The sequence below is a fragment of the Pseudomonas sp. NPDC089918 genome (genome assembly GCF_050280605.1).
GTDB lineage: Bacteria > Pseudomonadota > Gammaproteobacteria > Pseudomonadales > Pseudomonadaceae > Aquipseudomonas.
This window is the reverse complement of record NZ_JBNNVP010000012.1, coordinates 77,728-102,785: the sequence shown is the minus strand read 5'-3', so window position 1 is coordinate 102,785 and position 25,058 is coordinate 77,728. Positions and strand designations below refer to the sequence as shown.

The following is a 25,058-nucleotide window of genomic DNA, read 5'->3' as shown; positions in this document are numbered from 1 at the left end:
CAGGGGAATGCATTTCAAATGGGGGGGCGGGCTTGCTCTCGAAGAGGCCATTACAGACAGTAACAAGACCCAAACCGATCCATGGTGTAAGCTCTCGGGTTCTTCGGATTCGACCCTTTGCGAGCCCTATGCCGTCGCTTTTCAAACGCTCTCTGCTGCCTAAACTGCGCAGTTTTCCGCTGACCGCCGATGCCGTCACCATCCTCTCTGGCGCCGCCGAGTTCCGTCGTTGCCTGCTGGAACAAATCGCTCAGGCAACCCGGCGCATCTATATCGTCGCACTGTACCTGCAACAGGATGAGGCCGGGCAGGAAATCCTCGATGCCCTGCACGCCGCCAAACTGGCGCGCCCGGAACTGGACGTGGTGGTGGTCGTGGACTGGTTGCGCGCCCAGCGCGGTTTGATCGGTGCCGGCAAGCAGCCGGGCAACTCGGCCTGGTATCAGGAAACGACCCGCACCCACGAAAGCGTGGTGCCGGTGTACGGCGTGCCGGTGCAGACCCGCGAGCTGTTCGGCGTACTGCATCTGAAGGGCTTCGTGATCGACGATTGCGTGCTCTACAGCGGCGCGAGCCTGAACAACGTTTACCTGCATAAATTCGACAAGTACCGCTTCGACCGTTATCACCTGCTGCAGAATCACGCGCTGGCCGATTCGATGCAGCACCTGATTCAGCACGGTCTGATCGCCTCCAAAGCGGTGCATCGCCTCGACCTGCCGAACCTGCCGACCACCCGCAGCCTGCGTAACGACATCGGTGACTTGCGCAGCCGTCTCAAGCACGCGGCGTACGACACCACGGCGGGCAGCACGGCGAAGGGCGGTTTATCCGTCAGCCCCTTGCTCGGTGTGGGCAAGAACAACCCGTTGAGTCGGGTGATTTGCGAGCTGATCGCCAGTGCGCAACATCAGCTGACCATCTGCACGCCGTACTTCAACCTGCCGCTGGCGGTGACCCGGGAAATCAATCGGGCGCTGGCGCGGGGGGTGAAGATCGACATCATCGTCGGCGACAAAACCGCCAACGATTTCTACATCCCGCCCAGCGAACCGTTCAAGGTGATCGCGGCGCTGCCATACCTTTACGAAATCAGCCTGCGACGCTTCGCCAAGCGCCATCAGCGCAGCATCGACAGTGGCAAGCTGAACCTGCATTTGTGGAAGGATGGCGACAATACCTATCACCTGAAGGGCATGTGGATCGATCAGCGCTATACCTTGCTGACCGGCAACAACCTCAACCCGCGTGCATTCCGTCTCGACCTGGAAAACGCGTTGCTGATCGATGATCCGAAAGGTGAATTGCTGGAGCCGCGTGGCAATGAGTTGGCGGAGATTTTCCAGCACACCAGCCGCATCGGGCGGTATCAGGATCTGGAAACGCTGCCGGATTATCCGGCGGGAGTGGCCAAGTTTCTCAAGCGAGTGAGTCGGGTGCGGATCGAGCGGTTGTTGTATCGGATTTTGTAGGGATTAGCACGGCGGGGCAGGTGTGGTGCCTGCCCAAATGCCATCGCGAGCAGGCTCGCTCCCACATTGGAATTGTGATCGACTCAAATCCACTGTGGGAGCGGGCTTGCTCGCGAAAGCGGTGTGTCAGGCGACATCAATATTGACTGTTATGGCCCCTTCGCGAGCAAGCCCGCTCCCACAGGGATCTAGGCTGCCCACAGGGATCTGCGCCGGGCGGGTGGCTGCGCTAATATGCTCACCACTCAAACAAGAACAAGGCTCGCCTCGGTCAATGTCGGAAAAAGACACCATCTCCATTCAACTGGTGCGTGAAGCGCTGTTGCAAAGTTGCGCCCCGGGCGCGGCCACCGAAGAGGTGTTGAACAAGGTCGGCATCGATCCGGCGCTGCTGGAAACCACCGACGCCCGCGTTCCGGCCACTGCTTATGCAAGGCTGTGGCGCTTGTTGGCCCGGCGGGGGGACGATGAGTTTTTTGGCATGGACCCGCGCAAACTCAAGTCCGGCAGCCTGGAGTTTCTGTGTCGCTGTTCCATGGTTCAGCCGAGCCTGGCCGCCGGGCTGACCTCGGGGCTGAGCTTTCTGTCTTTGATGCTTGAGCGCATGCCCGCGCAATTGGTTCGCCAGCAAAGCCTGGCGGAAATCGTCCTGCTGGAGGACGACGAAGACCCGCGCCGCGCCTTCACCTATTTCACTTACTGGATGATCGTGCACGGCGTTGCCTGCTGGCTGGCAGGGCGGCGGATTCCGATCCTGGCCATCGAGTTGCGTTGCCCGGCGCCGGATTTTTGCGATGACTATCGGGTGATGTTCTCCGAGAACCTGCGGTTCGACCGGCCGCGCACGCGGATGATTTTCTCCGCTGACTGCCTGGATTTGCCGATCAAGCGCAGCCCTGAAGAACTGAAGCGATTCCTCGCCCATGCGCCGGCGAACATTCTGGTCAAGTACCGCGATCCCGAGAGCCTGGCCAGTCGGATCAAGCACGACTTACGGCAACTGCCCGCCGAACACTGGCCGGAAACCGAGGCGCTGGCGCAGCAACTGTGCATGTCGGCCTCGACCCTGCGTAGGCGCCTGGCTGAAGAGGGCCAGACCTATCAGGGGCTCAAAGACAGCGTGCGCAAGGAACTGGCGATCGTCTGGCTGGCGGAGCCTGCCATCAGCTTCGCCGAAATCGCTACCCGTTTGGGGTTTGCCGATACCAGCTCGTTCTACAAGGCGTTTCGCAAGTGGTCGGGGTCTAATCCGGGGCATTATCGGAGTTTGATTCTTAACGAGGCTGACTGATCGATCGTTCCCACGCTCTGCGTGGGAATGCCTCAATGGACGCTCTGCGTCCGCTTCTGGGACGCGGAGCGTCCCGGGCTGCATTCCTTTGCTGCGCGTGGGAACGAGGTAGGTAGTGACCTTGGCCAAACCAGTCACACAACTTGATAGCTTTGACCATTGTCCCGCTCCCCGCGCAGAGCGAGTATTTCCCTGTTAGTTACGGTTCCCCCCCAACCTAATAAAAATACACAGGGATTCTGGCAATGCGCGATTACTTGTCTGCCACGTCACAGTTCAATTATCAGCACACCGTCGATGCCGCGCTCACAGGGTCGTTGAGCGCGCTCAACGCCTGCGTCGAGTGTTGCGACCGGCATGCCTTGCCGGGGCGCATTGCGCTGTTCTGGGAAGGCCGCGACGGCGCCAGCGCGACCTACACCTTCAGCGACTTGCAGGACAAAGCCGCGCGCTTCGCCAATTTCCTGCTGACCCAGGGCGTGAAGAAGGGCGATAAAGTCGCCGGCCTCCTGCCACGCAACATCGAATTACTGATCACCGTGTTCGCCACCTGGCGCATCGGCGCGGTCTATCAGCCGCTGTTTACCGCCTTCGGCCCGAAAGCCATCGAACACCGTCTGAGCAGTTCCGGCGCCAAAGTAGTGGTGACCGACGCAGTCAATCGCCCGAAACTGGCTGAAGTGGCCGACTGCCCGACCATCGTTACCGTTGGCGGCGCCAAGGGCCAGGGCATCGTACGTGGCGACTTCAGTTTCTGGGCCGAACTGGCCAACTACTCCAGCGTCTGCGAACCGGTATTGCTGACCGGCGAAGACCCGTTCCTGTTGATGTTCACCTCGGGCACCACGGGCCCGTCGAAAGCGCTGTCGGTGCCGCTGAAAGCCATCGTCGCGTTCCAGAGTTACACCCGTGACGCAGTAGATTTGCGCCCCGAAGACGCGTTCTGGAACGTCGCCGATCCGGGTTGGGCCTACGGCATCTATTTCGGCGTCACCGGGCCGATGGCGATGGGGCATCCGATCACCTTTTACGATGGCCCGTTCACCCTCGAAAGCACCTGCCGGGTGATCAACAAATACGGGATCACCAACCTCACCGGTTCACCCACCGCGTATCGCTTGCTGATTGCCGGTGGCGATGAGTTCGCCCGTTCGATCAAGGGCAAGCTGCGCATCGTCAGCAGCGCCGGCGAGCCGCTGAACCCGGAAGTGATCCGCTGGTTCGCCGATAACCTCGGCGTGGTGATTCATGACCATTACGGCCAGACCGAACTGGGCATGGTGTTGTGCAATCACCACGGCCTCGATCATCCGGTGCACGTCGGCGCTGCCGGTTTTGCCTCGCCGGGCCACCGCATCGTGGTGCTCGACGACGAATACAAAGAACTGGGCGTCGGCCAGCCAGGCATCCTGGCCATCGACCGTACCCAGTCGCCGATGTGCTGGTTCGGCGGTTACGAAGGCGCACCGACCAAGGCCTTCGTCGGCAACTATTACCTGAGCGGCGACACCGTCGAGTGGAACCCGGACGGCAGCATCAGCTTCGTCGGCCGCAGCGACGATGTGATCACCACCTCCGGCTACCGCGTTGGCCCGTTCGACGTCGAAAGCGCGTTGGTCGAACACCCGGCAGTGGTCGAAGCGGCGGTGATCGGCAAGCCCGATCCGGAGCGCACTGAGCTGGTGAAAGCCTTCGTCGTGCTCAGCCCGCAATACCGTGCCGAACCTGCACTCGCCGAAGAGTTGCGCCAACACGTGCGCAAGCGTCTGGCGGCGCACGCGTACCCCCGTGAAATCGAATTTGTCAGCGAATTGCCGAAAACCCCAAGCGGCAAACTGCAGCGCTTTATCTTGCGCAACCAGGAAATCGCCAAGGCTCAAGAGGCTGCCGCGAAGAACGTTTCAGCTTGAATCCAAGGAAACAATGATGCAGATCGAAAACAAGGTTTTTCTCGTCACCGGCGGTGCGTCCGGCCTCGGTGCCGCCACCGCTGAAATGTTGGTGGCTGCCGGCGCCAAGGTGATGCTGGTGGACATGAACGCCGAAGCCGTCGCGGCCCAGGCTGCACGTCTTGGCGCGCAAAGCGTGGTGGCGGATATCAGCAATGAAACTGCCGCAGAAGCGGCGGTCCAGGCGACGGTCAAAGCGTTTGGCGGCCTCAATGGTCTGGTCAATTGCGCTGGCATCGTCCGTGGCGAGAAGATCCTCGGCAAGAACGGCCCTCATGCACTGGACAGTTTCAGCCAGGTGATCAACGTCAACCTGATCGGCAGCTTCAACATGCTGCGTCTGGCGGCGGCGGCGATTGCCGAAACCGAAGCTGACGAAGACGGTGAGCGTGGCGTGATCATCAACACCGCGTCGGCCGCAGCCTTCGACGGCCAGATCGGTCAGGCCGCGTATTCGGCGTCGAAAGGCGCGATCGTCAGCCTGACCTTGCCCGCCGCCCGTGAACTGGCGCGCTTCGGCATCCGCGTGATGACCATCGCCCCGGGCATTTTCGAAACGCCGATGATGGCCGGCATGACCCCGGAAGTGCGCGAGTCCTTAGCCGCTGGTGTGCCATTCCCGCCGCGTCTGGGCAAGGCGAGCGAGTACGCCGCGCTGGTCAGGCATATCATAGAAAACAGCATGCTCAACGGCGAGGTGATCCGTCTCGACGGTGCCTTGCGCATGGCCGCCAAATAAGGAGGATTAGACATGACACTTTCCAACGATCCGATTGTTATTGTCAGCGCCGTCCGCACCCCGATGGGCGGTTTCCAGGGCGAACTGAAAAGCCTGACCGCGCCGCAGCTGGGCGCCGCGGCGATTCGTGCTGCCGTTGAGCGTGCCGGTATTGCTCCTGAATCCGTAGAAGAAGTGCTGTTCGGCTGCGTGCTCTCCGCCGGTCTCGGCCAGGCGCCGGCGCGGCAAGCGGCACTGGGCGCCGGACTGGATAAATCGACCCGTTGCACGACACTGAACAAGATGTGCGGTTCGGGCATGGAAGCCACGATCCTGGCTCACGACATGCTGATCGCCGGCAGTGCCGATGTGGTCGTCGCCGGGGGCATGGAAAGCATGTCCAACGCGCCGTACCTGCTGGACCGCGCCCGCAGCGGTTACCGCATGGGCCACGGTCGGGTGCTCGATCACATGTTCCTCGATGGTCTGGAAGATGCCTACGACAAGGGCCGCCTGATGGGCACCTTCGCCGAGGATTGCGCCGAAACCAACGGTTTTACCCGCGAAGCGCAAGATGCCTTTGCCATCGCTTCGACCACTCGCGCCCAACAGGCGATCAAGGACGGCAGCTTCAACGCCGAGATCGTGCCGCTCACCGTGACCGTCGGCAAAGAGCAGGTGCAGATCAGCCACGACGAACAGCCGCCGAAAGCCAAACTGGACAAGATCGCCTCGCTGAAACCGGCGTTCCGTGACGGTGGCACCGTGACGGCGGCGAACTCCAGCTCGATCTCCGACGGCGCGGCGGCATTGGTGTTGATGCGCCGTTCCGAAGCAGAGAAACAAGGCCTGAAACCGCTGGCGGTGATTCATGGTCACGCTGCATTTGCCGACACGCCGGGGCTGTTCCCGGTGGCACCGGTGGGCGCGATCAAGAAGCTGATGAAGAAAACCGGCTGGTCGCTGGACGAAGTCGAGTTGTTCGAAGTCAACGAAGCGTTCGCGGTGGTCAGTCTGGTGACCATGACCAAACTGGAAATTCCCCACGAGAAGATCAACGTCCACGGCGGTGCTTGCGCCCTGGGCCACCCGATCGGTGCGTCCGGCGCGCGGATCCTCGTGACCTTGCTCTCGGCCTTGCGCCAGAAAGGACTGAAGCGCGGCGTTGCAGCGATCTGCATCGGCGGCGGCGAAGCCACGGCCATGGCTGTGGAATGCCTGTACTGAAACTGACGCTATCCCATTGTGGGAGCGGGCCTTGTGGCGAGGGGGCTTGCCCCCGTTGGGCTGCGCAGCGGCCCCAAGAATCTGCGAGCGCTGCGCACTCGAACGGGGGCAAGCCCCCTCGCCACAAGGCGCTCCCACAGGTTCAGCGTTTCAACCAGGCATTTTGTGCGTTAGGCTCATTTTTAAGGACTTGGCATGATTCCCAATGACGAACAACTTCAGATCAGCGACGCGGCCCGGCAGTTTGCCCAGGAACGGCTGAAACCGTTCGCCGCCGAATGGGACCGCGAACATCGCTTCCCCAAGGAAGCCATCGGCGAGATGGCCGACCTGGGCTTCTTCGGCATGCTGGTGCCGGAAGAGTGGGGCGGTTGTGACACCGGTTACCTGGCCTACGCCATGGCCCTGGAAGAAATCGCTGCCGGCGATGGCGCCTGCTCGACCATCATGAGCGTGCACAACTCGGTAGGTTGCGTGCCGATCCTCAAGTTCGGCAACGACGATCAGAAAGAACGCTTCCTCAAGCCTCTCGCTAGCGGCGCGATGCTCGGTGCGTTTGCCCTGACCGAACCGCAAGCGGGCTCCGATGCGAGCAGCCTGAAAACCCGCGCCCGGCTCGACGGCGATCACTACGTGCTCAACGGCTGTAAGCAGTTCATTACCTCCGGGCAAAACGCCGGGGTGGTGATTGTGTTTGCGGTGACTGACCCGAGTGCCGGCAAGCGTGGGATCACAGCGCTGATCGTGCCCACCGATTCACCGGGCTATAAAGTTGCGCGAGTCGAAGACAAGCTCGGCCAGCACGCCTCCGATACCTGCCAGATCCTCTTCGAGGATGTGAAAGTCCCGGTGGCCAATCGACTGGGCGAGGAGGGCGAAGGCTACAAGATCGCCCTGGCCAACCTCGAAGGCGGCCGTGTCGGCATCGCCTCGCAATCGGTGGGCATGGCCCGCGCCGCGTTCGAAGCGGCCCGCGACTATGCTCGTGAACGCGAGAGCTTCGGCAAGCCGATCATCGAACACCAGGCGGTGGCCTTCCGGCTGGCGGACATGGCGACCCAGATTGCCGTCGCCCGGCAGATGGTGCATTACGCGGCGGCGTTGCGCGACAGTGGCAAACCGGCGCTGGTCGAGGCGTCCATGGCCAAGCTGTTCGCTTCGGAAATGGCCGAGAAGGTCTGCTCCTCGGCGTTGCAAACCCTTGGCGGTTACGGTTACCTGAACGACTTCCCGCTGGAGCGGATCTACCGCGACGTGCGGGTGTGCCAGATCTACGAAGGCACCAGCGATATTCAGCGCATGGTTATTTCGCGCAATCTTTGAGAAGGAATCCACCTATGAACTACGAAACGATTTTGCTGGAAACCCACGGCCGCGTCGGCCTGATCACCCTCAACCGTCCGCAAGCCTTGAACGCGTTGAATGCGCAAATTGTCAGCGAACTGAACCACGCCCTCGATGGCCTGGAAGCCGATTCGAACATCGGTTGCATCGTGCTGACCGGCTCGAAAAAAGCCTTCGCCGCCGGTGCTGACATCAAGGAAATGGCCGAGCTGACGTATCCACAGATCTACCTCGACGACTTGTTCAGCGACAGCGATCGCGTGGCCAACCGCCGCAAGCCGATCATCGCCGCGGTCAACGGTTTCGCCTTGGGCGGTGGTTGTGAACTGGCGTTGATGTGCGACTTCATTCTGGCGGGCGACAACGCCAAATTCGGTCAGCCGGAAATCAACCTCGGTGTGCTGCCGGGCATGGGCGGCACTCAGCGTCTGACTCGCGCAGTGGGCAAGGCCAAGGCTATGGAAATGTGCTTGAGCGGGCGTTTGATCGATGCGGTGGAAGCGGAGCGTTGCGGCATTGTTGCGCGGATCGTGCCGGCGGATGAGTTACTGGAAGAAGCGCTGAAAGTCGCGGCGCTGATTGCCAAGAAGTCACTGCCGATTGCGATGATGATCAAGGAAAGCGTCAACCGCGCGTTTGAAGTCAGCCTGTCGGAAGGCGTGCGATTTGAACGCCGGGTGTTCCATGCGGCGTTTGCCACGCAGGATCAGAAGGAAGGGATGGCGGCGTTTATTGCCAAGCGTGAGGCGGAGTTCGTCGGCAAGTAATGCGGCGTCCTCACCGATCGTTCCCACGCTCTGCGTGGGAATGCCGCCCGGGACGCTCCGCGTCCCTTCGCAAACATGACGCAGAGCGTCACAGAATGCATTCCCACGCGGAGCGTGGGAACGATCTTCTTAGACCAGGTAGTGCTTGAGCTCCCGGGCAATCACCATCCGCTGTATCTCGCTCGACCCTTCATAAATCTGCGTGATCCGCGCATCCCGGTAGTAGCGCTCCACCGGGTAATCTTCCAGATACCCATACCCGCCATGAATCTGTATCGCCGACGAGCAGACCTTCTCGGCCATTTCCGAGGCAAACAGCTTGGCCTGGGAAGCCTCCGACAGACACGGCTTGCCGGCACTGCGCAACCGCGCGGCGTGCAGGATAAGCAAACGTGCAGCATTCAAGCGGGTGTGCATGTCGGCCAGCATATTGGCGATGCTCTGGTGTTCGATGATCGGCTTGTCGAACTGCACCCTATCCCGCGCATAAGCCAGCGCCGCTTCGAACGCTGCGCGGGCGATGCCCAAGGCTTGCGCGGCGATGCCGATGCGCCCGCCTTCGAGGTTGGAGAGGGCAATGGCCAGACCTTTGCCGCGCTCGCCCAGCAGATTGGCCTCGGGAACGGTGCAATTGTTCAGGGTCACGGCGCAGGTGTCAGAAGCGCGGATGCCCATCTTGTGTTCACTGCGGTCGACGATGAAACCCGCGGTTTCGGTCGGCACCAGGAACGCCGAGATACCGCGCTTGCCCAGCTCCGGATCGGTCACGGCGAAGACAATCGCCAGTTTCGCCCGTTTGCCATTGCTGACGAATTGCTTGGCGCCGTTGATCACCCACTGGCCGCCGCGCAATTCGGCGCGGGTGCGCAGGTTATGCGCTTCGGAACCGGCTTGGGGTTCGGTGAGGCAGAAGCAACCGATGGCCTGGCCGCTGGCGAGGTCCGGCAACCATTGCTGTTTCTGCTCTTCGGTGCCGTAGTTGAGCACCGGCCCGCAGCCCACGGAATTGTGGATGCTCATCAGCGCACCGGTGGCGCCGTCACCGGCGGAAATCTCTTCCACCGCCAAGGCGTAGGCCACGTAGTCGACATAAGTGCCGCCCCATTCCTCGGGCACCACCATGCCCAGCAGACCCAGTTCACCCATCTTCGCCACCAGACCGTCATCGATCCAGCCGGCCTTTTCCCAGGCTTGTGCGTGGGGCGCGATTTCGCCGCGGGCAAAATCCCGGGCCATGTCGCGGATCATCACTTGCTCTTCGCTCAATTCGATATCGTGCATGGCTCAGCTCCCGCTCTGGTCGAACCCGGTGAAAAAACTCGCCACGTGCCCGGCGTCCAGCGCCTGCAGAGTCGGCGGATTCCAGCGCGGGTTCTTGTCTTTGTCGATCAGCAAGGCGCGCACGCCTTCGATCAGGTCGCCGCGTTCGAACCACTGGCGATCCAGGTGCAGTTCGAGGGCGAAGCACTGTTCCAGGCTCAGGTGCCGACCGCGCCGCAGCATTTCCAGGGTCACGCCCATGGCCAGCGGTGAACGGCTTTCCAGCAGGTCAGCGGTGGCCGTGGCCCACTCATGACTGTCGGCGACGGTCACTGCACGCAGTTGCTCCACCATACTCGGCACATCGGGCAGGGCGAAGAAGTGATCGATGGCCGGCCGCAATGCCGCTAATGGTGCCACCGGCAGTTGTTGCACGGCGAGTTTCGCCAGCAGACCTTGAAGGTCCTTCAACGGAGTTTCGTGCCATTGGAGCTGATCGAGTTGCTCGTCCAGAGTGCCCAGCTTGTTGCTTTCCAGGTACCAGTCGGCCAGGCCGCAATAGAGCGCATCGGCCGCGCGGATTTGCACGCCGCTGACACCGAGGTAAATACCCAGTTCACCGGGAACGCGCGGCAGAAAATGGCTGCCGCCGACATCCGGGAAATAACCGATGGCCACTTCCGGCATCGCCAGACGGCTGCGCTCGGTGACCACCCGCAAATCGGCGCCTTGCACCAGCCCCATGCCACCGCCCAGCACAAAGCCATCCATCAAGGCCAGGACCGGTTTGCGATAGTGATGGATGGCGAGGTCGAGGGCGTATTCCTCGACGAAGAAGTCTTCGTGCAGGGTGTCGCCGCTTTTGAAACTGTCGTACAGCGAGCGAATATCGCCGCCGGCACAGAACGCTTTCTCACCAGCACCGCGCAACACCACCGCATGCACCTGCGGATCCTGTGCCCAGGCATCGAGCTGCTGTTGCAGGCTGCGAACCATGTCCAGGGTAATGGCGTTGAGGCCGGCGGGGCGATTGAGGGTCAGGTGACCGATGTGATTGCGAACCTCGGCCAACACTTCGTTTTGCGTGGCATCCATGGGCTGTGTTGTCGGGGATGAAACCTGAGCAGTCATCACTAACTCCCTGCTTTTATTGTTCTTTCTAGAGAAGCTCGCGCGCGAGCGATGCTGGATCGTATCAGTGCAAATTTGTGATGTACAACCGGGATACGTGCAGGTCCCGTCTGCATTTTTACCTTAGAGCAAGATCAAAAGATCGCAGCCTGCGGCAGCTCCTACGCAATCGGTGTTCATGCCGAAAAATCGCGGTGGACGCGGTCAATGCAGGAGCTGCCGAAGGCTGCGATCTTTTGATCTTTCTTTTGATCTTTCCTCCGATCTTTACTCCCATCCGGCAATCAACGACAGAATCGGCTGTGAAAGGCCTTCGTTCAGCGCACTTGAGCTGTCTGAACAGGGACTTACGACACCCGTGCCGTCCGGGCAATTGGCATTCTGGCAATCCATTTCAAGCACTTGCGATTAAGGGCCTGGAACGGACTGACCCCGACGACTGATTAGACCCAGTCGAAAACAACAACAAATACGGCTGCGGTGAATGCCGCATCGACTCTCTGCCCCTGTCAAAAAGTGTGGTGCGGCGCAGGCGCCAAGCCGCGATAAATCCAAATAATCCGGGACTCTAGAAGATGAACATCAAATGGCTGACCTTACCGGCATTGGCTTTGCTGTGCTGCTCCACCGGAGCCAGCGCCAAGGAATGGAAAGAGTTGCGATTCGGCGTCAACCCCAGTTACCCGCCTTTTGAATCCACCACCGCCGATGGCGGTGTGCAGGGGTTTGGCGTGGACCTGGGCAATGCGATTTGTGCCGAGCTGAAGTTGAAGTGCGTGTGGGTCAGCAATGACTTCGACGGGCTGATTCCGGCCCTGAAGGCGGGCAAGTTCGACGCCATCGAATCCTCGATGACGGTCACCGACGTGCGCAAAAAACAGATCGACTTTACCGATCGCCTGTACGCCGGACCGACCGCCATCGTCACCCGCAAGGATTCCGGCCTGTTGCCCACCGCCGAATCGCTACGAGGCAAAACCATCGGTTACATGCAGGGCACGATTCAGGAAACCTACGCCAAGGCCAAACTGGGGCCGGGCGGGGTGAAATTGCGCGCTTACCAGAACCAGGATCAGGTTTACGCCGACCTGGTTTTCGGGCGTCTCGATGCGTCGATTCAGGACAAGCTGCAAGCGCAGATGAGCTTTCTGACGTCTCCCCAAGGGGCGGACTTCCAGAACAGCGAAGGCATCAGCGACCCGTTGGTGCCATCGGAAATCGCCATCGGCATCCGCAAGGACAACGAAGAGCTCAAAGGCATGCTCAATACCGCCATCAAGGCCCTGCATGAAAAGGGCATCTACGCACAGATCCAGCAGAAGCACTTCGGCGATCTGGACCTCTACAACAACTGATCCTCGCGCCCAAAGCGCTGCGTCCTGGTAACAGGCGCAGCGCTTGCAAGCGGGTGCCTCAAGACAGGTGACTGGCGTGAATTCCTTCCTGAATCTGATCGGGGTCGATCTTTCGTCCCTGCAAGGCTATGGCCCTTTGTTGCTGCATGGCACCTGGGTCACCCTAAAATTGTCGGCGCTGTCGCTGCTGGTAAGCATGGCGCTGGGGTTGCTCGGCGCGGCGGCCAAGCTGTCGCCGCTGAAACTGTTGAACCTGCCCGCCACCTTCTACACAACGCTGATTCGCGGTGTGCCTGACCTGGTGCTGATGCTGCTGATTTTCTACAGCCTGCAGGGCTGGCTGAGCAGCCTGACCGAAGCCATGGACTGGCCTTACATGGAGATCGACCCCTTTGTGGCCGGCGTCGTCACTCTCGGTTTTATTTACGGCGCGTACTTCACCGAGACCTTTCGCGGGGCGATCCTGAGCGTGCCGCGTGGCCAGCAGGAAGCCGCCGCCAGCTTCGGTCTGAACCGCTGGCAGCGTTTTCGTTTCGTGGTGTTCCCGCAAATGATGCGGTTCGCCTTGCCGAGCCTGGGCAACAACTGGCTGGTGCTGCTCAAGGCCACGGCGCTGGTGTCGATCATCGGCTTGTCAGACCTGGTCAAGGTGGCGCAGGAGGCCGGCAAAAGCACTTTCAACATGCTCGACTTCCTGCTCCTGGCGGGGGCGCTGTACCTGCTGATCACCAGCGCGTCGAACTATGTGTTGCGAGTGCTCGAGCGGCGTTATAACCAGGGCGTACGGGGGATGGCGCGATGATCGAGTTGATTGCCGAATACTGGAAGCCCTTTCTGTTCAGCGACGGCTACAGCCTGACCGGGCTCGCCATGACCCTGTGGTTGTTGGTGGCGAGCATTGTGATGGGGTTCTTCCTGTCGTTGCCATTGGCGATCATGCGCACTTCGCGCTGGGGTCTGCTGCGTTGGCCGGTTCAGCTGTTTACCTATGTGTTTCGCGGCACGCCGCTGTATATCCAGTTGCTGATTTGCTACAGCGGGATCTACGGCATCGCCGTGGTCCGCTCGCAACCGCTGCTCGAAGCGTTCTTTCGCGATGCGATGAACTGCACCTTGCTTGCGTTCACGCTCAACACCTGCGCCTACACCGTGGAAATCTTCGCCGGGGCGATTCGCAGCATTCCCTACGGTGAAATAGAGGCGGCTCATGCCTATGGCTTGAGTGGCTGGCGCCTGTACCTGCGGCTGATCCTGCCTTCGGCATTGCGCCGGGCGCTGCCGTATTACAGCAACGAAGTGATCCTGATGTTGCACGCCACGTCGGTGGCGTTCACCGCGACCATTCCCGACATTCTCAAAGTCGCCCGGGACGCCAATGCCGCGACCTTCATGACTTTTCAGGCCTTCGGCATTGCCGGCCTGCTGTACCTCGCGCTGTCGTTCGGTTTGGTCGGCGCGTTTCGTCTGGCGGAGAAGCGCTGGTTGAGCTTCCTCGGGCCGGCGCACTAATTCCTCTTTTCATCCAGAGCAGCGCCGAAGCAGGCACTGCTGGAGACTTACGCATGTACAAACTCACGGTTGAAAATCTGTACAAACGTTTTGGTGACAATGAAGTGCTTAAAGGCGTCTCGTTGAACGCACGGGCCGGCGATGTGGTGAGCATGATCGGTGCCAGCGGTTCGGGTAAAAGCACCATGCTGCGCTGCATCAACTTTCTGGAGCGGGCAGACGAGGGCGCCATTGTGCTGGACGGTGAGCGTGTCATCACTCGCCCGGGCGCTGGCGGCATGCGAGTCGCCAACCCGGCGCAGTTGCAGCGCTTGCGCACACGCCTGGCGATGGTGTTCCAGCATTTCAATCTGTGGAGCCATCTGACCGTACTGGAAAACATCATACTGGCGCCGTGTCGGGTGTTGGGTATCAGCCGCAAGGCCGCCGAAGAGAGCGCGCGGGCGTATCTGGACAAGGTCGGTTTGCCGCAACGGGTGGCCGATCAATACCCGGCGTTTCTGTCCGGTGGGCAACAACAGCGCGTGGCGATTGCCCGGGCGTTGGCCGTGGAACCGGAGATTCTGTTGTTCGACGAGCCGACCTCGGCCCTCGATCCGGAACTGGTGGGCGAGGTGTTGAAGGTGATTCAGGCGCTGGCCGAAGAAGGCCGGACCATGTTGATGGTGACCCACGAAATGGGCTTTGCCCGGCAGGTGTCCAGCCAGGTGTTGTTCTTGCATCAGGGGCGGGTCGAGGAGCAAGGTGATGCAACCATCCTTGACCGGCCAGAGAGTGAACGTTTACAGCAATTCCTATCGGGTCGTTTGAAGTGAGGCAAGACGTACATGGCGGATATCCGCGATCTGTCGATTGTGCTTGATCGTATCGATCAGGCCATTATCGAAGTGCTGCGCCACGAAGGGCGCATCACTTATCAAAAGCTTTCCGAGCGCGTACACCTCACGCCCAGGCCGTGCCTGGAGCGGGTGCGCAAGCTCGAACAGCTCGGGGTTATCCGTGGCTACGGGGCTATTCTCGACGAAAAAAAACTGACGCCGGGCCTGTCGCTGCTGGTGTTGGTTGCGCTGTCGAACCAAAGCGGGCGGGCGGCGCAAAAGGCTTTTGAGGCCAAGGTTCGCGGTTGTCCGCAGGTGCTGGAATGCCGCTTGATCAGCGGCGCATTCGACTACAGCCTGCGCATGCGTTGCCGGGACATGGAGCATTATCGGGTGCTGACCGAAGTCTGGTTCGACGACCCGGAGTTGCACATCGACAAACTGGTCAGCCATCCGGAACTGGCGATGGTCAAGACCACGATGGAATAACCGGCACCCGCAAGATCAAGATCAAAAGATCGCAGCCTTCGGCAGCTCCTACGTGGACCGTGTTCACCGCAATTTTTGGGTTTGAACACTACCCCCGCAGGAGCTGCCGAAGGCTGCGATTTTTTGCTTTTCGGCCCTCGCCGAATCGGCTGGGCCAACCACGATTTTCAGCCGTTTCCATCACCTCCCATTCCCCTAACAACCGGGTTTTTCCCGGCTCTGAACAGACAATGAGCACCTCTCAACCCTCATTGAATCTGTGCCCATGCAAACCACCAATACCGTTTTGATGATTCGCCCGACACGTTTCTCGTTCAATCAGGACACGGCGGCGAACAACCGTTTCCAGCGCCCGGCCTCGGTGTCCGAGGACGTGCAGCAAAAGGCCTTGGAAGAGTTCGATGGCTACGTCGCCGCCCTGCGCAGCCACGGCGTCGAAGTCCTGGTGCATAACGACCTCGAAGCCCCGCATACCCCCGATTCAATCTTCCCCAACAATTGGTGGAGCAGCCACCCTGACGGCACGTTGGTGCTGTACCCGATGCAGGGCCACAACCGCCGTCTGGAGCGCGATAAAGGTGTGCTCGACTGGCTGCGGGACGAGTACCGCGTCGAGCAGTTGCTGGACCTTTCCAGCCTGGAACAGCAGGAAGTGTTCCTCGAAGGCACCGGCAGCATGGTGCTGGACCGACAGCAGCGGGTTTGTTACGCCGGCTATTCCACACGCACCCACGCTCGGGCGCTGGATCAACTGGTCGACCATTTGGGTTACGAGCTGTGCGCCTTCAACGCGGTGGACCGCCAGGGCGTGGCGATCTATCACACCAACGTGATGATGAGTGTCGGCACCCAGCTGGCCATCGCGTGCCTGGCCTCCGTCACTCATCCGGGCGAACGCCTGGCTCTGCGTAAACGTCTGGAAGACAGCGGCAAAAAGGTGATCGCGCTGGACTGGGCGCAGCTGGAGTCGTTCGCCGGCAACATGCTGGAAGTCCACAACGCTGCGGGCGAACCCTTGCTGGTGATGTCGCGCACCGCCTGGCAATCGCTGGATGCCGATCAGCGCCGTCTGATCGAAGCCCACACCACGCCGCTGCCGGTGAACATCGACACCATCGAACGCATCGGCGGCGGCAGCGCCCGCTGCATGTTGGCCGAAGTCTATTTATCTAAACGTCAGGCCAAACCTGCCCAGGAGCAAGTGCGATGATCGTCCGTCCTGCAACACCGGCAGATTTGCCGGCACTGTTAGCCCTGGCCCATAGCGCCGGAACCGGTTTGACCACCTTGCCGGCCGATGCGGCGCGTTTGACCCAGCGTCTGGAATGGGCGGCGAAAACCTTTGCAGGCGAGGCCGAGCGCGGCGATGCCGACTACCTGTTTGTGCTGGAGAACGACCAGCAAGAAGCGGTCGGTATTTGCGCGTTGGCAGGCGCCGTCGGTTTACGCGAGCCCTGGTACAACTATCGACTGGGCCTGTTTGTCGCCGCGTCGAAAAACCTCGGGATCAATCAGCAACTGCCGACGTTGTTCCTCGGCAATGACATGACCGGCCACTCGGAGCTGTGTTCGCTGTTTTTGCATGCCGATCACCGCAGCGGTCTGAATGGTCGTTTGTTGTCGAAGGCGCGCTTCCTGTTTCTGGCAGAGTTTCGTCAGCACTTCGGTGACAAGGTGATCGCGGAGATGCGTGGCTATTCCGACGAAGAGGGTGTTTCACCGTTCTGGGAAGGCCTGGGGCGACACTTCTTCAAGATGAATTTCGCTGACGCCGACTACCTCACGGGCCTTGGCAACAAAACCTTCATCGCCGAACTGATGCCCAAGTTTCCGCTGCCGACCTGCCTGTTGCCCGAGGCAGCGCGAGCGGTTATCGGTCGCGTGCACCCCAACACCGAACCGGCACTGGGCATGCTCAAGGCAGAAGGGTTCGAGCATCGGGATTACATCGATATCTTTGACGGCGGGCCGCTGATCGAATGCGCCACGGGCGACATCCGCGCGGTGCGTGACAGTCAGGTGCTGCAACTGAGCATCGGTACGCCAGGAGAGCAGGCGGCGACGTACCTGATCCACAACCGCCAGTTTGCCGAATGCCGGATTACCGCTGCTCCCGCACGCGTTGCCGCTGGTACGTTGATTGTCGATGCGCAGACGGCGAAAACCTTGGGCTTGAGTGCCGGGTCGTCGGTGCGCGCGGTGAGTGTGGCAGTGCCGGCGCGGCAGCAGTCCGCGGCCTGAGCTGTTGTTGAGTCTGCGATGAACCTGTGGCGAGGGAGCTTGCTCCCGTTCGACTGCGCAGCAGTCGCAGGCTCTGTAGAGGGGCCGCTTCGCAGCCCAGCGGGAGCAAGCTCCCTCGCCACAAAAGCCTGTTGCTGCCTTTGATGAACTCAGGTTCTGCCGCTCAGCACTTCACCGATACTACGGCGCCTGGCATGCAACTCGCTGGCATGGATCAGTTGTTCGAGGTCTTCAGGGGTGACGTCGTAGAAGGCCTCCATGTCGGCGAGGGCCAGTTTCAGATCCGCGGCAGTGATCGCCTGACTGTCAGGGGCGGGCATCATCGGCGCCGGTTCAGCGGGACGTTTTGGGTAACGAATGCGCGTCAGATTGTTGTACGCCAATGCGCTGAGCAGCATCGTCGAGGCACTGAGCATCACCGGGCCGAGGGCTTTCCACTCCAGGGCGATGGTCGCCGGGTCTGCCACCACCATAAGCAACGCCAAGGCGCCGGCCGGTGGGTGCAAGCAACGCAACCAACACATCAGAATCAGTGCCATGCCCGCCGCGAGGCAAGCGCTGCCGAGGGTGCGTCCGAGTACATGAGCGACCAGCAGCGAGACCACTCCCGCGCAAAGGTAACCGCCAAGAATCGACCACGGCTGGGCAAGCGCGCCCGAGGACACAGCGAACAACAGCACCGCCGAGGCGCCTAGCGGGCCGATCAGATGCAGCGCCACTTGCATGCCGAATACCTGACTGCAGAGCCAGACGCTGAACATCGTGCCCAGTGACATGCCGATGGCGGCGCGACTCCATTCTGAAGGGCGGGTATTGATGGCAGCAGGTAACCAGCGAGCGAACATGGGGCAAACGGTCCGTATAAAAATCCAGGCAAAAAAAAGGCTTAGCTGGGATACCCAGAAAGCCCTTGAAGTGGTTCCAACTATTGGGGGAGGAACGCCGCACAGTGTGCCGATCATTCCTTATGCTGACAAATTCATATTAATGCTGCTTCAGTGCATTATTTTTGCAGTATTGCCACGCGCCGACCGCTCATGAAGCACAGCAAACCGCCCATCGCCGTCAACGCACTCAGTGCATAAAACATGGTGGGCGCGGGCGTGTGCAGCAGCAGATAGCCACAGATCACCGGGCTCAGCGCCCCACCGAGGGCCGCGAGATTCTGCGCGCCATAGTAGCTGCCACGCAGTTCTTCCGGGGCCAGGGTGTCGACGAACAGAAATTCGGCCGGGTAAATGATCATTTCGCCAAGTGTGAAGATGAACATCGCCACGCACCAGCTCACCAGGCTGTCAGCCAGGCTGAAACCGATCAACCCGAGGATGAACAGGCTGGTGCCACCAGCAATCCAGTAACGCAGTTGTTCGCGTTTGAGGAACCGGCCGATCTGGTATTGCAGCAGGATCACGCTGATGGCGTTGCAGGCGAGCAGGGCGGCCATGGTTTCCAGGGCGCGTTTGGTGTCTTGGGTGACCAGCAGGTATTGCGACAAATACAGGGTGAAACGACCGTGCACCACGGTGCTGAGCAGGCAGCCGCAAGTGAACATGATCAGCGTGCGGTCGTTCTTCAGGGTGATCAGGGTTTTGAGGAAACTCTGGGGCTGGCCGATGGCGGGTGTCTGGGCCGGGTCTTTGGGAATCCCGCTCATCAGGAAAATACTGAAGAATGCGATGCCGCCGGCGATCAGGAATGGCGCCAGCGGCTGCACCCCGGCAATCACCACGCCGAGCATCGGGCCGGTGGCGTAGCCGATATTGGTCAGGGTGTAGCGCAGCGAAAAAGCCTTGGCGCGCTGGCCCACGGGCAGGTTTTCGCTGAGGATCGCCTTGGACCCGATCAGGAACAGCGCCGAGGCAGTTTCGGTGATCACCAGGGTGGCGGTGGTCAGGTAGAGGTTTTCGGCGAAGGTCAGCAACACGAAACCGATGGCGCTGGAGAGCATGGCGAGGATCAGCAGCCGACGTTTTTCGAGGCGGTCGATGATGTAACCGCCGTAAAGCGCGAGCAGGGTGGCGATGAACACCGCGATGCCCAACAACAGGCCAACGTCCTGTTGGTTGAGGCCGAGTTTGTTGCTCAGAAACAGGGTGAGCAACGGGCTGGTAATGGCGCGGCTGACGACGATGGTCAGCGAAACGATCATCAAGCGGCGGATAACGAGGGAGTAAGTGGCCACGGTGGGGCAAATGTCCTTATTTCAGATTTTAGCGAGGTGTCGCCGCCAATCGCGAGCAGGCTCGCTCCCACAGGGGCACGCATTTCAAATGTGGGAGCGAGCCTGCTCGCGATGAGGTCCGCGAAGGCAACGCAATATTCAATTCAACCACCGATCAAGGGTGCGAACCGATTCCAGTTCTTCAAGCCGCCACAACTGCTCAAGCAAGCCTTTCGCCTGCTCCTGCGGCATCACCCGCCCCGCCAGACTGCAGAATTTCTCCTCCAGCGCCTCATCACTCAGCGGATTCCCCGGCGCCCCCAATGGCACCTCAACGCACAAACTCGCCTGCCGACCGTCCACGGTCTGCAGGCTGACAACTGGCTCGCCATCCTCCGACAGTAGCGGGTCGACTTCAAGGTGAATGCGCGACATCCAGTGAGCAATTCGCGGATGGTGGCGCTGTTCGTCGTCGTAGGCTTCCAACCGGCAATGCCCATGGACCAGTCGGGCGGCGAGAGCATAGCGCAGGCTCATTTGCGCCGCCGGCAGGGTGTTGATGTCCTGACCGCCACACATGTCCTTGAGGAATCCGCACAGCGACACCTGAACGCTCTCGACCTGCTCCGCACTGACCTGCAATTGATCCAGCAACAGGCCCAATGCATCGATCGCCGAATGCGTGCCCCGGCATGCCGCATAGGGTTTGATCGAGCAGCGGGCGAGTTTCCACACGTGGCCCAGTTCGGCATCCAGCGCCTCGGGCACGGCGGTATCCGCCGCGAGGGTCTTGAGAAAACCGCCCCAGACATCATCGAACAGTTTTGTCGGCCCGGTGATGCCTTGTTGCGCAAATCGCGCCGCCAACAATCCACCTTCGGCGGCCCTTCCGCTGTGGAGTTTTTTGCTTTGCGAGCCGTCATGAATGAACGCCCAAAGACCGCCGCTGAAGCTGCCGGCAATGCCCAGCGCCGCCAGGGTTTGCTGGGCATCCAGACCCAGAATCCGTGCACTGGCCGCCGCCGCACCAAAGACCCCGCACGTCGCGGTGGAGTGCCAACCGGCGCCGTTGTGGGCCGAATAACTGCCGCAGGCTTCAAGCACTCGGCGGCCGATTTCGTAGCCGATCACCACGGCGGTGATCAACTCGCGGCCGTTGACCGGTTTTACCGACATCGAGAGCGCTGCCATCACCGCCGGCAGCACCACCGCGCCGGAATGGTCGCAGCCGCCGGTGTCGTCCAGCTCCAGGGCATGCGCGGCGATACCATTGAGCATGGCGGCCTGCGCTGCGCCGACGCGCTGACCGGTGCCCCAGACCAACGTGCTGCCGGCTTCACCCTCGAAAACCTGACGTGCCTGCTTCGCCACATCACTGCCAGCCCCGGCCAGGGTTACGCCGAAGGTGTCGAGGATGTGTCGCCTGGCTTGCGCGACCAACGCTGCAGGTAAATCTTCGAAGCGAGTATCGACGCAGAACTGCGCCAACCGCTCCATCCGCATCACCCCATCGTAGGCGCTGCCAAAGGCTGCGATCTCTTGATCTTTCATACGCCGTAATCCCGATAATGACGTTCGTACACGGCTGCCGGATGATCCTCGGCCACGGGCGATGCCGATTCAGCCCACCATTGAGCGACTTCGGCGCCGGTGGCGATCCATACGTCATCGTGTTGTTGAATGCTTTGCAGCAATTCGCGCAACACGCCGATCCGCCCGGGCGTGGCGATGATTTCCGGGTGCAGCCGCAGCACGTAACACAGCCCGAAGCGGTGAAACCCGGCGAAGTCCATTTGCAGGTTGCCCAGCGTGTGGCTGTAAGAGGCGATCCGCGATTGCGCCGGCGGCACCGCCGGGCTGAGGTTGAAGGCAAAGTAGGGTTCGTCTTCCAGTTCGTAGTGCAACGGCAGTTCGATCACTTCGGGTGCCGTCGGGTGAGCGAAGGGCAAATCATCGCCGCGCCATGACGAGTCCCAGCGGATGCCATGCTCCCTTAACGCCTCGATGAAACCCGGCGCACCGTTGCCGGCCGGGATACGAAAGCCTGTCGGACGCTGACCGGTCAACGCGCTCAATGCCGCGCAACCCTTGGCGACCTCGGCGCTTTGCTCGGCCAGCGTCAGCTTGTCGTAGTTCTGATGGCGATACCCGGCGCAGGCAATCTCATGCCCGCCAGCCTGGATCGCTCGGATGTGCTGCGGGTTTTCCTCGGCAACGATCCCGGGGATGCACCAACTGCTGGAAACGCCCAGCTCTTCGAAAAGCCTGAGCAAACGCTCGACGCCGCGTTGGGTGCCGTAGCGCCACACCGATAAAGTCTTGTCGCGCCCGGCGACTTCCGGCGCCTGGGTGAGGATGCCGTGGATGTCGTTGTAATCGACGGTCAGCACCACGGCGCAGCGGTAGCCGTTGGGCCAGACGATGGAATCAACCATGGTGATGCTCCTTCAGCCACCAGTGGGCGACGTCGCGGCAGGTGGCGAACCAGACGTCGTCGCGTTGGCGCATGTGTTCGAAGAGTTTTTCCAAGAGCAGGATGCGCCCCGGTTTGCCGGTGATCTTGGGATGGAACAGGGTGGTCAGGCACAACCCTTCATCCATGGCACCGTCGAATTCGCGGCACCAGTTATCGAGGGTCAGCGCGTAGCTGGCGGTGCGGTCCAGTCCCGAAGGAAAGTCCGGCGCACGGGTGTAGGCGAGGGAGGCGTAGTCGTCCATTTCCCAGCGACCGGGGATTTCCACCAGCGGCGTATCGAAGCCCGGCACGTTGACCAGATATGGCCGATCATCGCCGCGCATGCTGCTGGAATAAGTCACGCCGGCTTCCACCAGCATGGCCGGCGTTTCGGCCCGCCAGTCGCCGGATGGTGTGCGGAAACCTTCGGCGCGGATGTTCAGATGCTTCCAGAACACCTCGCGGGATTTGTGCATCACGTCCTTTTGCTGGTCCAGCGTCAGGGCGTAAAAGGATTCATGTTTGTAACCGTGGTAAGCGACCTCATGCCCGCGCTCGACGATTACCTGGCACTGTTTCGGCCAGTTCTCCACGACCCAGGCCGGGACGAAAAACGTGGTCGGGATCCGGAATTCATCCAGCAAATCGAGAATCCGCGGCAGCGCCCGATAGGGGCCATAACCACCGAAACCGAAATACTCGGGTTTACGCCAGATCGAACCGTTGAGCATCGCATCGCCGGTCGGGCCATCGAGGTCGAAGGCCAGGGCGAGGCAGGCTGTGTGCTGGTCCGGCCAGGTCGGTTGGGGTGAGGAGGACATGTGGTGCTCCAACTATTTAAAAGTAAACGCCGAACCCTGTGGGAGCGGGCTTGCTCGCGAATGCGGTGTGTCAGTCAACATCAATGCTGGCTGACAGGGCCTCTTCGCGAGCAAGCCCGCTCCCACAGGTTTTCGGTTGGTCACAAAATTGTGATCAACCCGGATCTAGTGTGGGAGCGAGCCTGCTCGCGATGGGGCCGGCACATTCAACATCCATGTCATCTGACAGACCGCTATCGCGAGCAGGCTCGCTCCCACAGGTTTTTCGGTGGGCCACAACATCATGATCGACCCGGATCTCGTGCGGGAGCGAGCCTGCTCGCGATGGGGCCGGCACATTTAACATCTATGTCATCTGACAGGCCGCTATCGCGAGCAGGCTCGCTCCTACGGGGCAAGCATTACTTGCCGGCGTTAATGGTCACGGTCTTGATCGCGCCCAGTTCCAGGTCCCACTTCTTCAGGATCGCCTGGTAGCTGCCGTCATCGACCATGCTCTGCATCGCCACTTTCACCGCTTCACTCAGCTCAGGCTTTTTCTTGCTCACACCCAGCCCGGTGAACTGCTTGGAAATTGGCAGGCCCACGGTTTTGTACATGTCCTTTTCCTGGGTCTTGAGGTACGGCAGGGTTTCGCTGCCTTGCATGGCCGCGTCGATACGGCTTTGACGCAGTTGCGCGCGGGCATCGGCCGAGCCTTCGGTGCCGATCACGTTGATCGCAGGTTTGCCGGCGGCTTCGCAATTGGCCTTGCTCCACTCGGCGATTTCCGCCGGGAAGGTGGTGCGGCGGCTGGTGCCGACTTTCTTGCCGCACAGGTCGATGATCTCGTTCGTGTCCTTGTTTTTCTGCAAGGTGTAGAACTGCGGGCCGCTGGTGAAGTAGTCGACGAAGGTCACGCTGGCCTGACGCTCAGCGGTGTCGGTCATGCCCGACATCACCATGTCGACACGGTCGGTGGTCAGCGCGTTGATCATTTGTTCGAAGCCGGTTTCCTGCCATTTGATCTTCACGCCCAGCCGCTCGGCCAAGGCGTTGCCCAGGTCAACGTCGAGGCCGGTGAGGGTGTTGGTGGCCGGGTCCTTGAAATCCATCGGCGGGTAGTTCGGCATGATTGCCACAACGACCTCGCCCTTGTCCTTGATGCTGGCCGGCAATTCGGCGGCCCAGGTGAAGCTGGAAGCCATAACGCCTGCGAGTACTGCTGGGATAACTATGTTCTTCATGGTCGTTCTCTTATGAGTGTTATTACGCAGCTCTTGGTTTCCGAGGCTGACGCTTAGGTTCGAACGGCAGAAATGAAGCTTTGGGTGCGTGGGTTTTGTGGACTTATTAGTATTTCTTCGGGGCTTCCAGCCTCCACGATCTGTCCTTCGTCCATGAACACCATGCGGTTGGAAACCTCGCGAGCGAAGCCCAGTTCATGGGTGACGACGATCATGGTCATGCCGGTCTGCGCCAGATCGCGCATCACCGACAGCACCTCTCCGACCAGTTCCGGGTCGAGTGCCGAAGTGGGTTCATCGAACAGCATCAGCTTGGGGCGCATGGCCAACGCGCGGGCAATCGCCACTCGTTGTTGCTGACCACCCGACAGTTCGATCGGGTAGCTGTTGCGTTTGTCGGCCAGGCCGACGCGAGCGAGCAATTCCAAGGCTTCTTCGTGCGCCTCTTTGGGCGAACGCTTGAGCACCTGGCACGGCCCTTCGATGATGTTTTGCAGCACAGTCATGTGCGGGAACAGGTTGAAGCGCTGGAACACCATGCCGGTGGCCAGGCGCTGACGGGCGATCTGCGACTCGTTGAGTTCGTGCAGCTTGTTGCCGACGATGCGGTAACCCACCAGTTCGCCGTCGACCCACAGGCCGCCCTTGTCGATTTTTTCCAGCTGATTCACGCAGCGCAGCAGGGTGCTCTTGCCGGAGCCGGACGGGCCGATGATGCACAGCACTTCGCCTTGCTCGACCTCGATGTTGATGTCCTTGAGTGCGTGGAAATGGTCGTAGTACTTGTTCAGGCTCACGGCCTTGACGATGCTTCTCATGTGGGG

The 25,058-nt window shown here is 60.7% G+C and carries 23 protein-coding genes; 14 read left to right on the top strand and 9 right to left on the bottom strand.

Annotation, left to right across the window (positions count from 1 at the left end; genetic code table 11):
• Positions 1-128 precede the first annotated feature (128 nt).
• From pssA to ACQKPC_RS11405, 7 genes are all read left to right on the top strand, one after another.
• Entirely contained in the window at positions 129-1,472 is a 1,344-nt protein-coding gene (pssA, locus tag ACQKPC_RS11435) for a CDP-diacylglycerol--serine O-phosphatidyltransferase (protein ID WP_427624638.1), read from the top strand.
• A gap of 274 nt (positions 1,473-1,746) precedes the next feature.
• Positions 1,747-2,763, top strand: coding sequence for an AraC family transcriptional regulator (locus tag ACQKPC_RS11430; RefSeq protein ID WP_427624636.1), 1,017 nt, complete (start codon positions 1,747-1,749; stop codon positions 2,761-2,763).
• Between the two features lie 245 nt (positions 2,764-3,008).
• A complete protein-coding gene (locus tag ACQKPC_RS11425) occupies positions 3,009-4,673 on the top strand; it encodes an AMP-binding protein (RefSeq protein ID WP_427624635.1) in 1,665 nt (554 codons plus the stop codon).
• Positions 4,674-4,689: 16 nt separating this feature from the next.
• The gene (locus ACQKPC_RS11420; RefSeq protein ID WP_427624634.1) at positions 4,690-5,451 is read left to right on the top strand and encodes an SDR family NAD(P)-dependent oxidoreductase; all 762 of its coding nucleotides are present in this window, start codon (positions 4,690-4,692) and stop codon (positions 5,449-5,451) included.
• A gap of 12 nt (positions 5,452-5,463) precedes the next feature.
• Positions 5,464-6,657: an acetyl-CoA C-acyltransferase gene (locus ACQKPC_RS11415; RefSeq protein ID WP_427624633.1), complete on the top strand. Its 1,194-nt coding sequence runs from the start codon at positions 5,464-5,466 to the stop codon at positions 6,655-6,657.
• A gap of 195 nt (positions 6,658-6,852) precedes the next feature.
• Positions 6,853-7,980, top strand: a complete 1,128-nt coding sequence (locus ACQKPC_RS11410; RefSeq protein ID WP_427624632.1) for an acyl-CoA dehydrogenase — start codon at positions 6,853-6,855, stop codon at positions 7,978-7,980.
• A 14-nt stretch (positions 7,981-7,994) separates the two neighbouring features.
• On the top strand, positions 7,995-8,768 hold the full coding sequence (locus ACQKPC_RS11405) for an enoyl-CoA hydratase (protein WP_052966350.1): 774 nt from the start codon (positions 7,995-7,997) through the stop codon (positions 8,766-8,768).
• A 129-nt stretch (positions 8,769-8,897) separates the two neighbouring features.
• Here the strand turns inward: ACQKPC_RS11405 and ACQKPC_RS11400 are convergent, their stop codons facing one another.
• Both ACQKPC_RS11400 and ACQKPC_RS11395 read right to left on the bottom strand, forming a co-directional pair.
• Positions 8,898-10,049, bottom strand: coding sequence for an acyl-CoA dehydrogenase family protein (locus ACQKPC_RS11400; RefSeq protein ID WP_427624631.1), 1,152 nt, complete (start codon positions 10,047-10,049; stop codon positions 8,898-8,900).
• 3 nt (positions 10,050-10,052) lie between these two features.
• Entirely contained in the window at positions 10,053-11,159 is a 1,107-nt protein-coding gene (locus ACQKPC_RS11395; protein WP_427624630.1) for an enoyl-CoA hydratase/isomerase family protein, read from the bottom strand.
• Between the two features lie 575 nt (positions 11,160-11,734).
• On the opposite strand from ACQKPC_RS11395, the gene ACQKPC_RS11390 reads away from it, so the two are divergent.
• The 7 genes from ACQKPC_RS11390 (at position 11,735) to astA (ending at position 17,571) form a co-directional block, all read left to right on the top strand.
• Complete coding sequence (locus tag ACQKPC_RS11390) at positions 11,735-12,514, top strand: transporter substrate-binding domain-containing protein (RefSeq protein WP_427624629.1); 780 nt, start codon at positions 11,735-11,737, stop codon at positions 12,512-12,514.
• Positions 12,515-12,590: 76 nt separating this feature from the next.
• On the top strand, positions 12,591-13,316 hold the full coding sequence (locus ACQKPC_RS11385; protein WP_008072415.1) for an ABC transporter permease: 726 nt from the start codon (positions 12,591-12,593) through the stop codon (positions 13,314-13,316).
• Positions 13,313-14,023 carry an ABC transporter permease gene (locus tag ACQKPC_RS11380; RefSeq protein WP_008008584.1) on the top strand — a complete coding sequence of 237 codons (711 nt, stop codon included), beginning with the start codon at positions 13,313-13,315 and terminating at the stop codon, positions 14,021-14,023. Before ACQKPC_RS11385 ends, ACQKPC_RS11380 begins: the two co-directional genes overlap by 4 nt.
• Positions 14,024-14,076: 53 nt before the next feature.
• Positions 14,077-14,838, top strand: coding sequence for an ABC transporter ATP-binding protein (locus tag ACQKPC_RS11375; RefSeq protein ID WP_427624628.1), 762 nt, complete (start codon positions 14,077-14,079; stop codon positions 14,836-14,838).
• Positions 14,839-14,850: 12 nt separating this feature from the next.
• Entirely contained in the window at positions 14,851-15,330 is a 480-nt protein-coding gene (locus ACQKPC_RS11370; protein ID WP_007900194.1) for an Lrp/AsnC family transcriptional regulator, read from the top strand.
• A 265-nt stretch (positions 15,331-15,595) separates the two neighbouring features.
• Entirely contained in the window at positions 15,596-16,540 is a 945-nt protein-coding gene (ctlX, locus tag ACQKPC_RS11365) for a citrulline utilization hydrolase CtlX (RefSeq protein WP_427624627.1), read from the top strand.
• Positions 16,537-17,571, top strand: coding sequence for an arginine N-succinyltransferase (astA, locus tag ACQKPC_RS11360; RefSeq protein WP_427624625.1), 1,035 nt, complete (start codon positions 16,537-16,539; stop codon positions 17,569-17,571). Before ctlX ends, astA begins: the two co-directional genes overlap by 4 nt.
• A gap of 149 nt (positions 17,572-17,720) precedes the next feature.
• On the opposite strand, the gene ACQKPC_RS11355 is transcribed toward astA, so the two are convergent.
• From ACQKPC_RS11355 to ACQKPC_RS11325, 7 genes are all read right to left on the bottom strand, one after another.
• The gene (locus ACQKPC_RS11355) at positions 17,721-18,416 is read right to left on the bottom strand and encodes an HPP family protein (protein WP_427624624.1); all 696 of its coding nucleotides are present in this window, start codon (positions 18,414-18,416) and stop codon (positions 17,721-17,723) included.
• A 158-nt stretch (positions 18,417-18,574) separates the two neighbouring features.
• A complete protein-coding gene (locus tag ACQKPC_RS11350) occupies positions 18,575-19,753 on the bottom strand; it encodes an MFS transporter (protein WP_427624623.1) in 1,179 nt (392 codons plus the stop codon).
• A 138-nt stretch (positions 19,754-19,891) separates the two neighbouring features.
• Positions 19,892-21,283, bottom strand: coding sequence for an MmgE/PrpD family protein (locus tag ACQKPC_RS11345; RefSeq protein ID WP_427624622.1), 1,392 nt, complete (start codon positions 21,281-21,283; stop codon positions 19,892-19,894).
• A complete protein-coding gene (locus ACQKPC_RS11340) occupies positions 21,280-22,167 on the bottom strand; it encodes a polysaccharide deacetylase family protein (RefSeq protein ID WP_427624620.1) in 888 nt (295 codons plus the stop codon). The genes ACQKPC_RS11345 and ACQKPC_RS11340 overlap by 4 nt, the downstream gene beginning before the upstream one ends.
• The gene (locus tag ACQKPC_RS11335) at positions 22,160-23,008 is read right to left on the bottom strand and encodes a polysaccharide deacetylase family protein (RefSeq protein WP_427624618.1); all 849 of its coding nucleotides are present in this window, start codon (positions 23,006-23,008) and stop codon (positions 22,160-22,162) included. The genes ACQKPC_RS11340 and ACQKPC_RS11335 overlap by 8 nt, the downstream gene beginning before the upstream one ends.
• A 401-nt stretch (positions 23,009-23,409) precedes the next feature.
• A complete protein-coding gene (locus ACQKPC_RS11330; RefSeq protein WP_007900204.1) occupies positions 23,410-24,234 on the bottom strand; it encodes an ABC transporter substrate-binding protein in 825 nt (274 codons plus the stop codon).
• Between the two features lie 53 nt (positions 24,235-24,287).
• A complete protein-coding gene (locus ACQKPC_RS11325) occupies positions 24,288-25,052 on the bottom strand; it encodes an amino acid ABC transporter ATP-binding protein (RefSeq protein ID WP_007900205.1) in 765 nt (254 codons plus the stop codon).
• Positions 25,053-25,058 lie beyond the last annotated feature (6 nt).

Excerpts from the sequence above, each read along its gene's own strand:
- pssA (WP_427624638.1), top strand. The coding sequence starts at position 129 with ATGCCGTCGCTTTTCAAACGCTCTCTGCTGCCTAAACTGCGCAGTTTT.
- ACQKPC_RS11430 (WP_427624636.1), top strand. The coding sequence starts at position 1,747 with ATGTCGGAAAAAGACACCATCTCCATTCAACTGGTGCGTGAAGCGCTG.
- ACQKPC_RS11425 (WP_427624635.1), top strand. The coding sequence starts at position 3,009 with ATGCGCGATTACTTGTCTGCCACGTCACAGTTCAATTATCAGCACACC.
- ACQKPC_RS11420 (WP_427624634.1), top strand. The coding sequence starts at position 4,690 with ATGCAGATCGAAAACAAGGTTTTTCTCGTCACCGGCGGTGCGTCCGGC.
- ACQKPC_RS11415 (WP_427624633.1), top strand. The coding sequence starts at position 5,464 with ATGACACTTTCCAACGATCCGATTGTTATTGTCAGCGCCGTCCGCACC.
- ACQKPC_RS11410 (WP_427624632.1), top strand. The coding sequence starts at position 6,853 with ATGATTCCCAATGACGAACAACTTCAGATCAGCGACGCGGCCCGGCAG.
- ACQKPC_RS11405 (WP_052966350.1), top strand. The coding sequence starts at position 7,995 with ATGAACTACGAAACGATTTTGCTGGAAACCCACGGCCGCGTCGGCCTG.
- ACQKPC_RS11400 (WP_427624631.1), bottom strand. The coding sequence starts at position 10,049 with ATGCACGATATCGAATTGAGCGAAGAGCAAGTGATGATCCGCGACATG.
- ACQKPC_RS11395 (WP_427624630.1), bottom strand. The coding sequence starts at position 11,159 with ATGACTGCTCAGGTTTCATCCCCGACAACACAGCCCATGGATGCCACG.
- ACQKPC_RS11390 (WP_427624629.1), top strand. The coding sequence starts at position 11,735 with ATGAACATCAAATGGCTGACCTTACCGGCATTGGCTTTGCTGTGCTGC.
- ACQKPC_RS11380 (WP_008008584.1), top strand. The coding sequence starts at position 13,313 with ATGATCGAGTTGATTGCCGAATACTGGAAGCCCTTTCTGTTCAGCGAC.
- ACQKPC_RS11375 (WP_427624628.1), top strand. The coding sequence starts at position 14,077 with ATGTACAAACTCACGGTTGAAAATCTGTACAAACGTTTTGGTGACAAT.
- ACQKPC_RS11370 (WP_007900194.1), top strand. The coding sequence starts at position 14,851 with ATGGCGGATATCCGCGATCTGTCGATTGTGCTTGATCGTATCGATCAG.
- ctlX (WP_427624627.1), top strand. The coding sequence starts at position 15,596 with ATGCAAACCACCAATACCGTTTTGATGATTCGCCCGACACGTTTCTCG.
- astA (WP_427624625.1), top strand. The coding sequence starts at position 16,537 with ATGATCGTCCGTCCTGCAACACCGGCAGATTTGCCGGCACTGTTAGCC.
- ACQKPC_RS11355 (WP_427624624.1), bottom strand. The coding sequence starts at position 18,416 with ATGTTCGCTCGCTGGTTACCTGCTGCCATCAATACCCGCCCTTCAGAA.
- ACQKPC_RS11345 (WP_427624622.1), bottom strand. The coding sequence starts at position 21,283 with ATGAAAGATCAAGAGATCGCAGCCTTTGGCAGCGCCTACGATGGGGTG.
- ACQKPC_RS11340 (WP_427624620.1), bottom strand. The coding sequence starts at position 22,167 with ATGGTTGATTCCATCGTCTGGCCCAACGGCTACCGCTGCGCCGTGGTG.
- ACQKPC_RS11335 (WP_427624618.1), bottom strand. The coding sequence starts at position 23,008 with ATGTCCTCCTCACCCCAACCGACCTGGCCGGACCAGCACACAGCCTGC.
- ACQKPC_RS11330 (WP_007900204.1), bottom strand. The coding sequence starts at position 24,234 with ATGAAGAACATAGTTATCCCAGCAGTACTCGCAGGCGTTATGGCTTCC.
- ACQKPC_RS11325 (WP_007900205.1), bottom strand. The coding sequence starts at position 25,052 with ATGAGAAGCATCGTCAAGGCCGTGAGCCTGAACAAGTACTACGACCAT.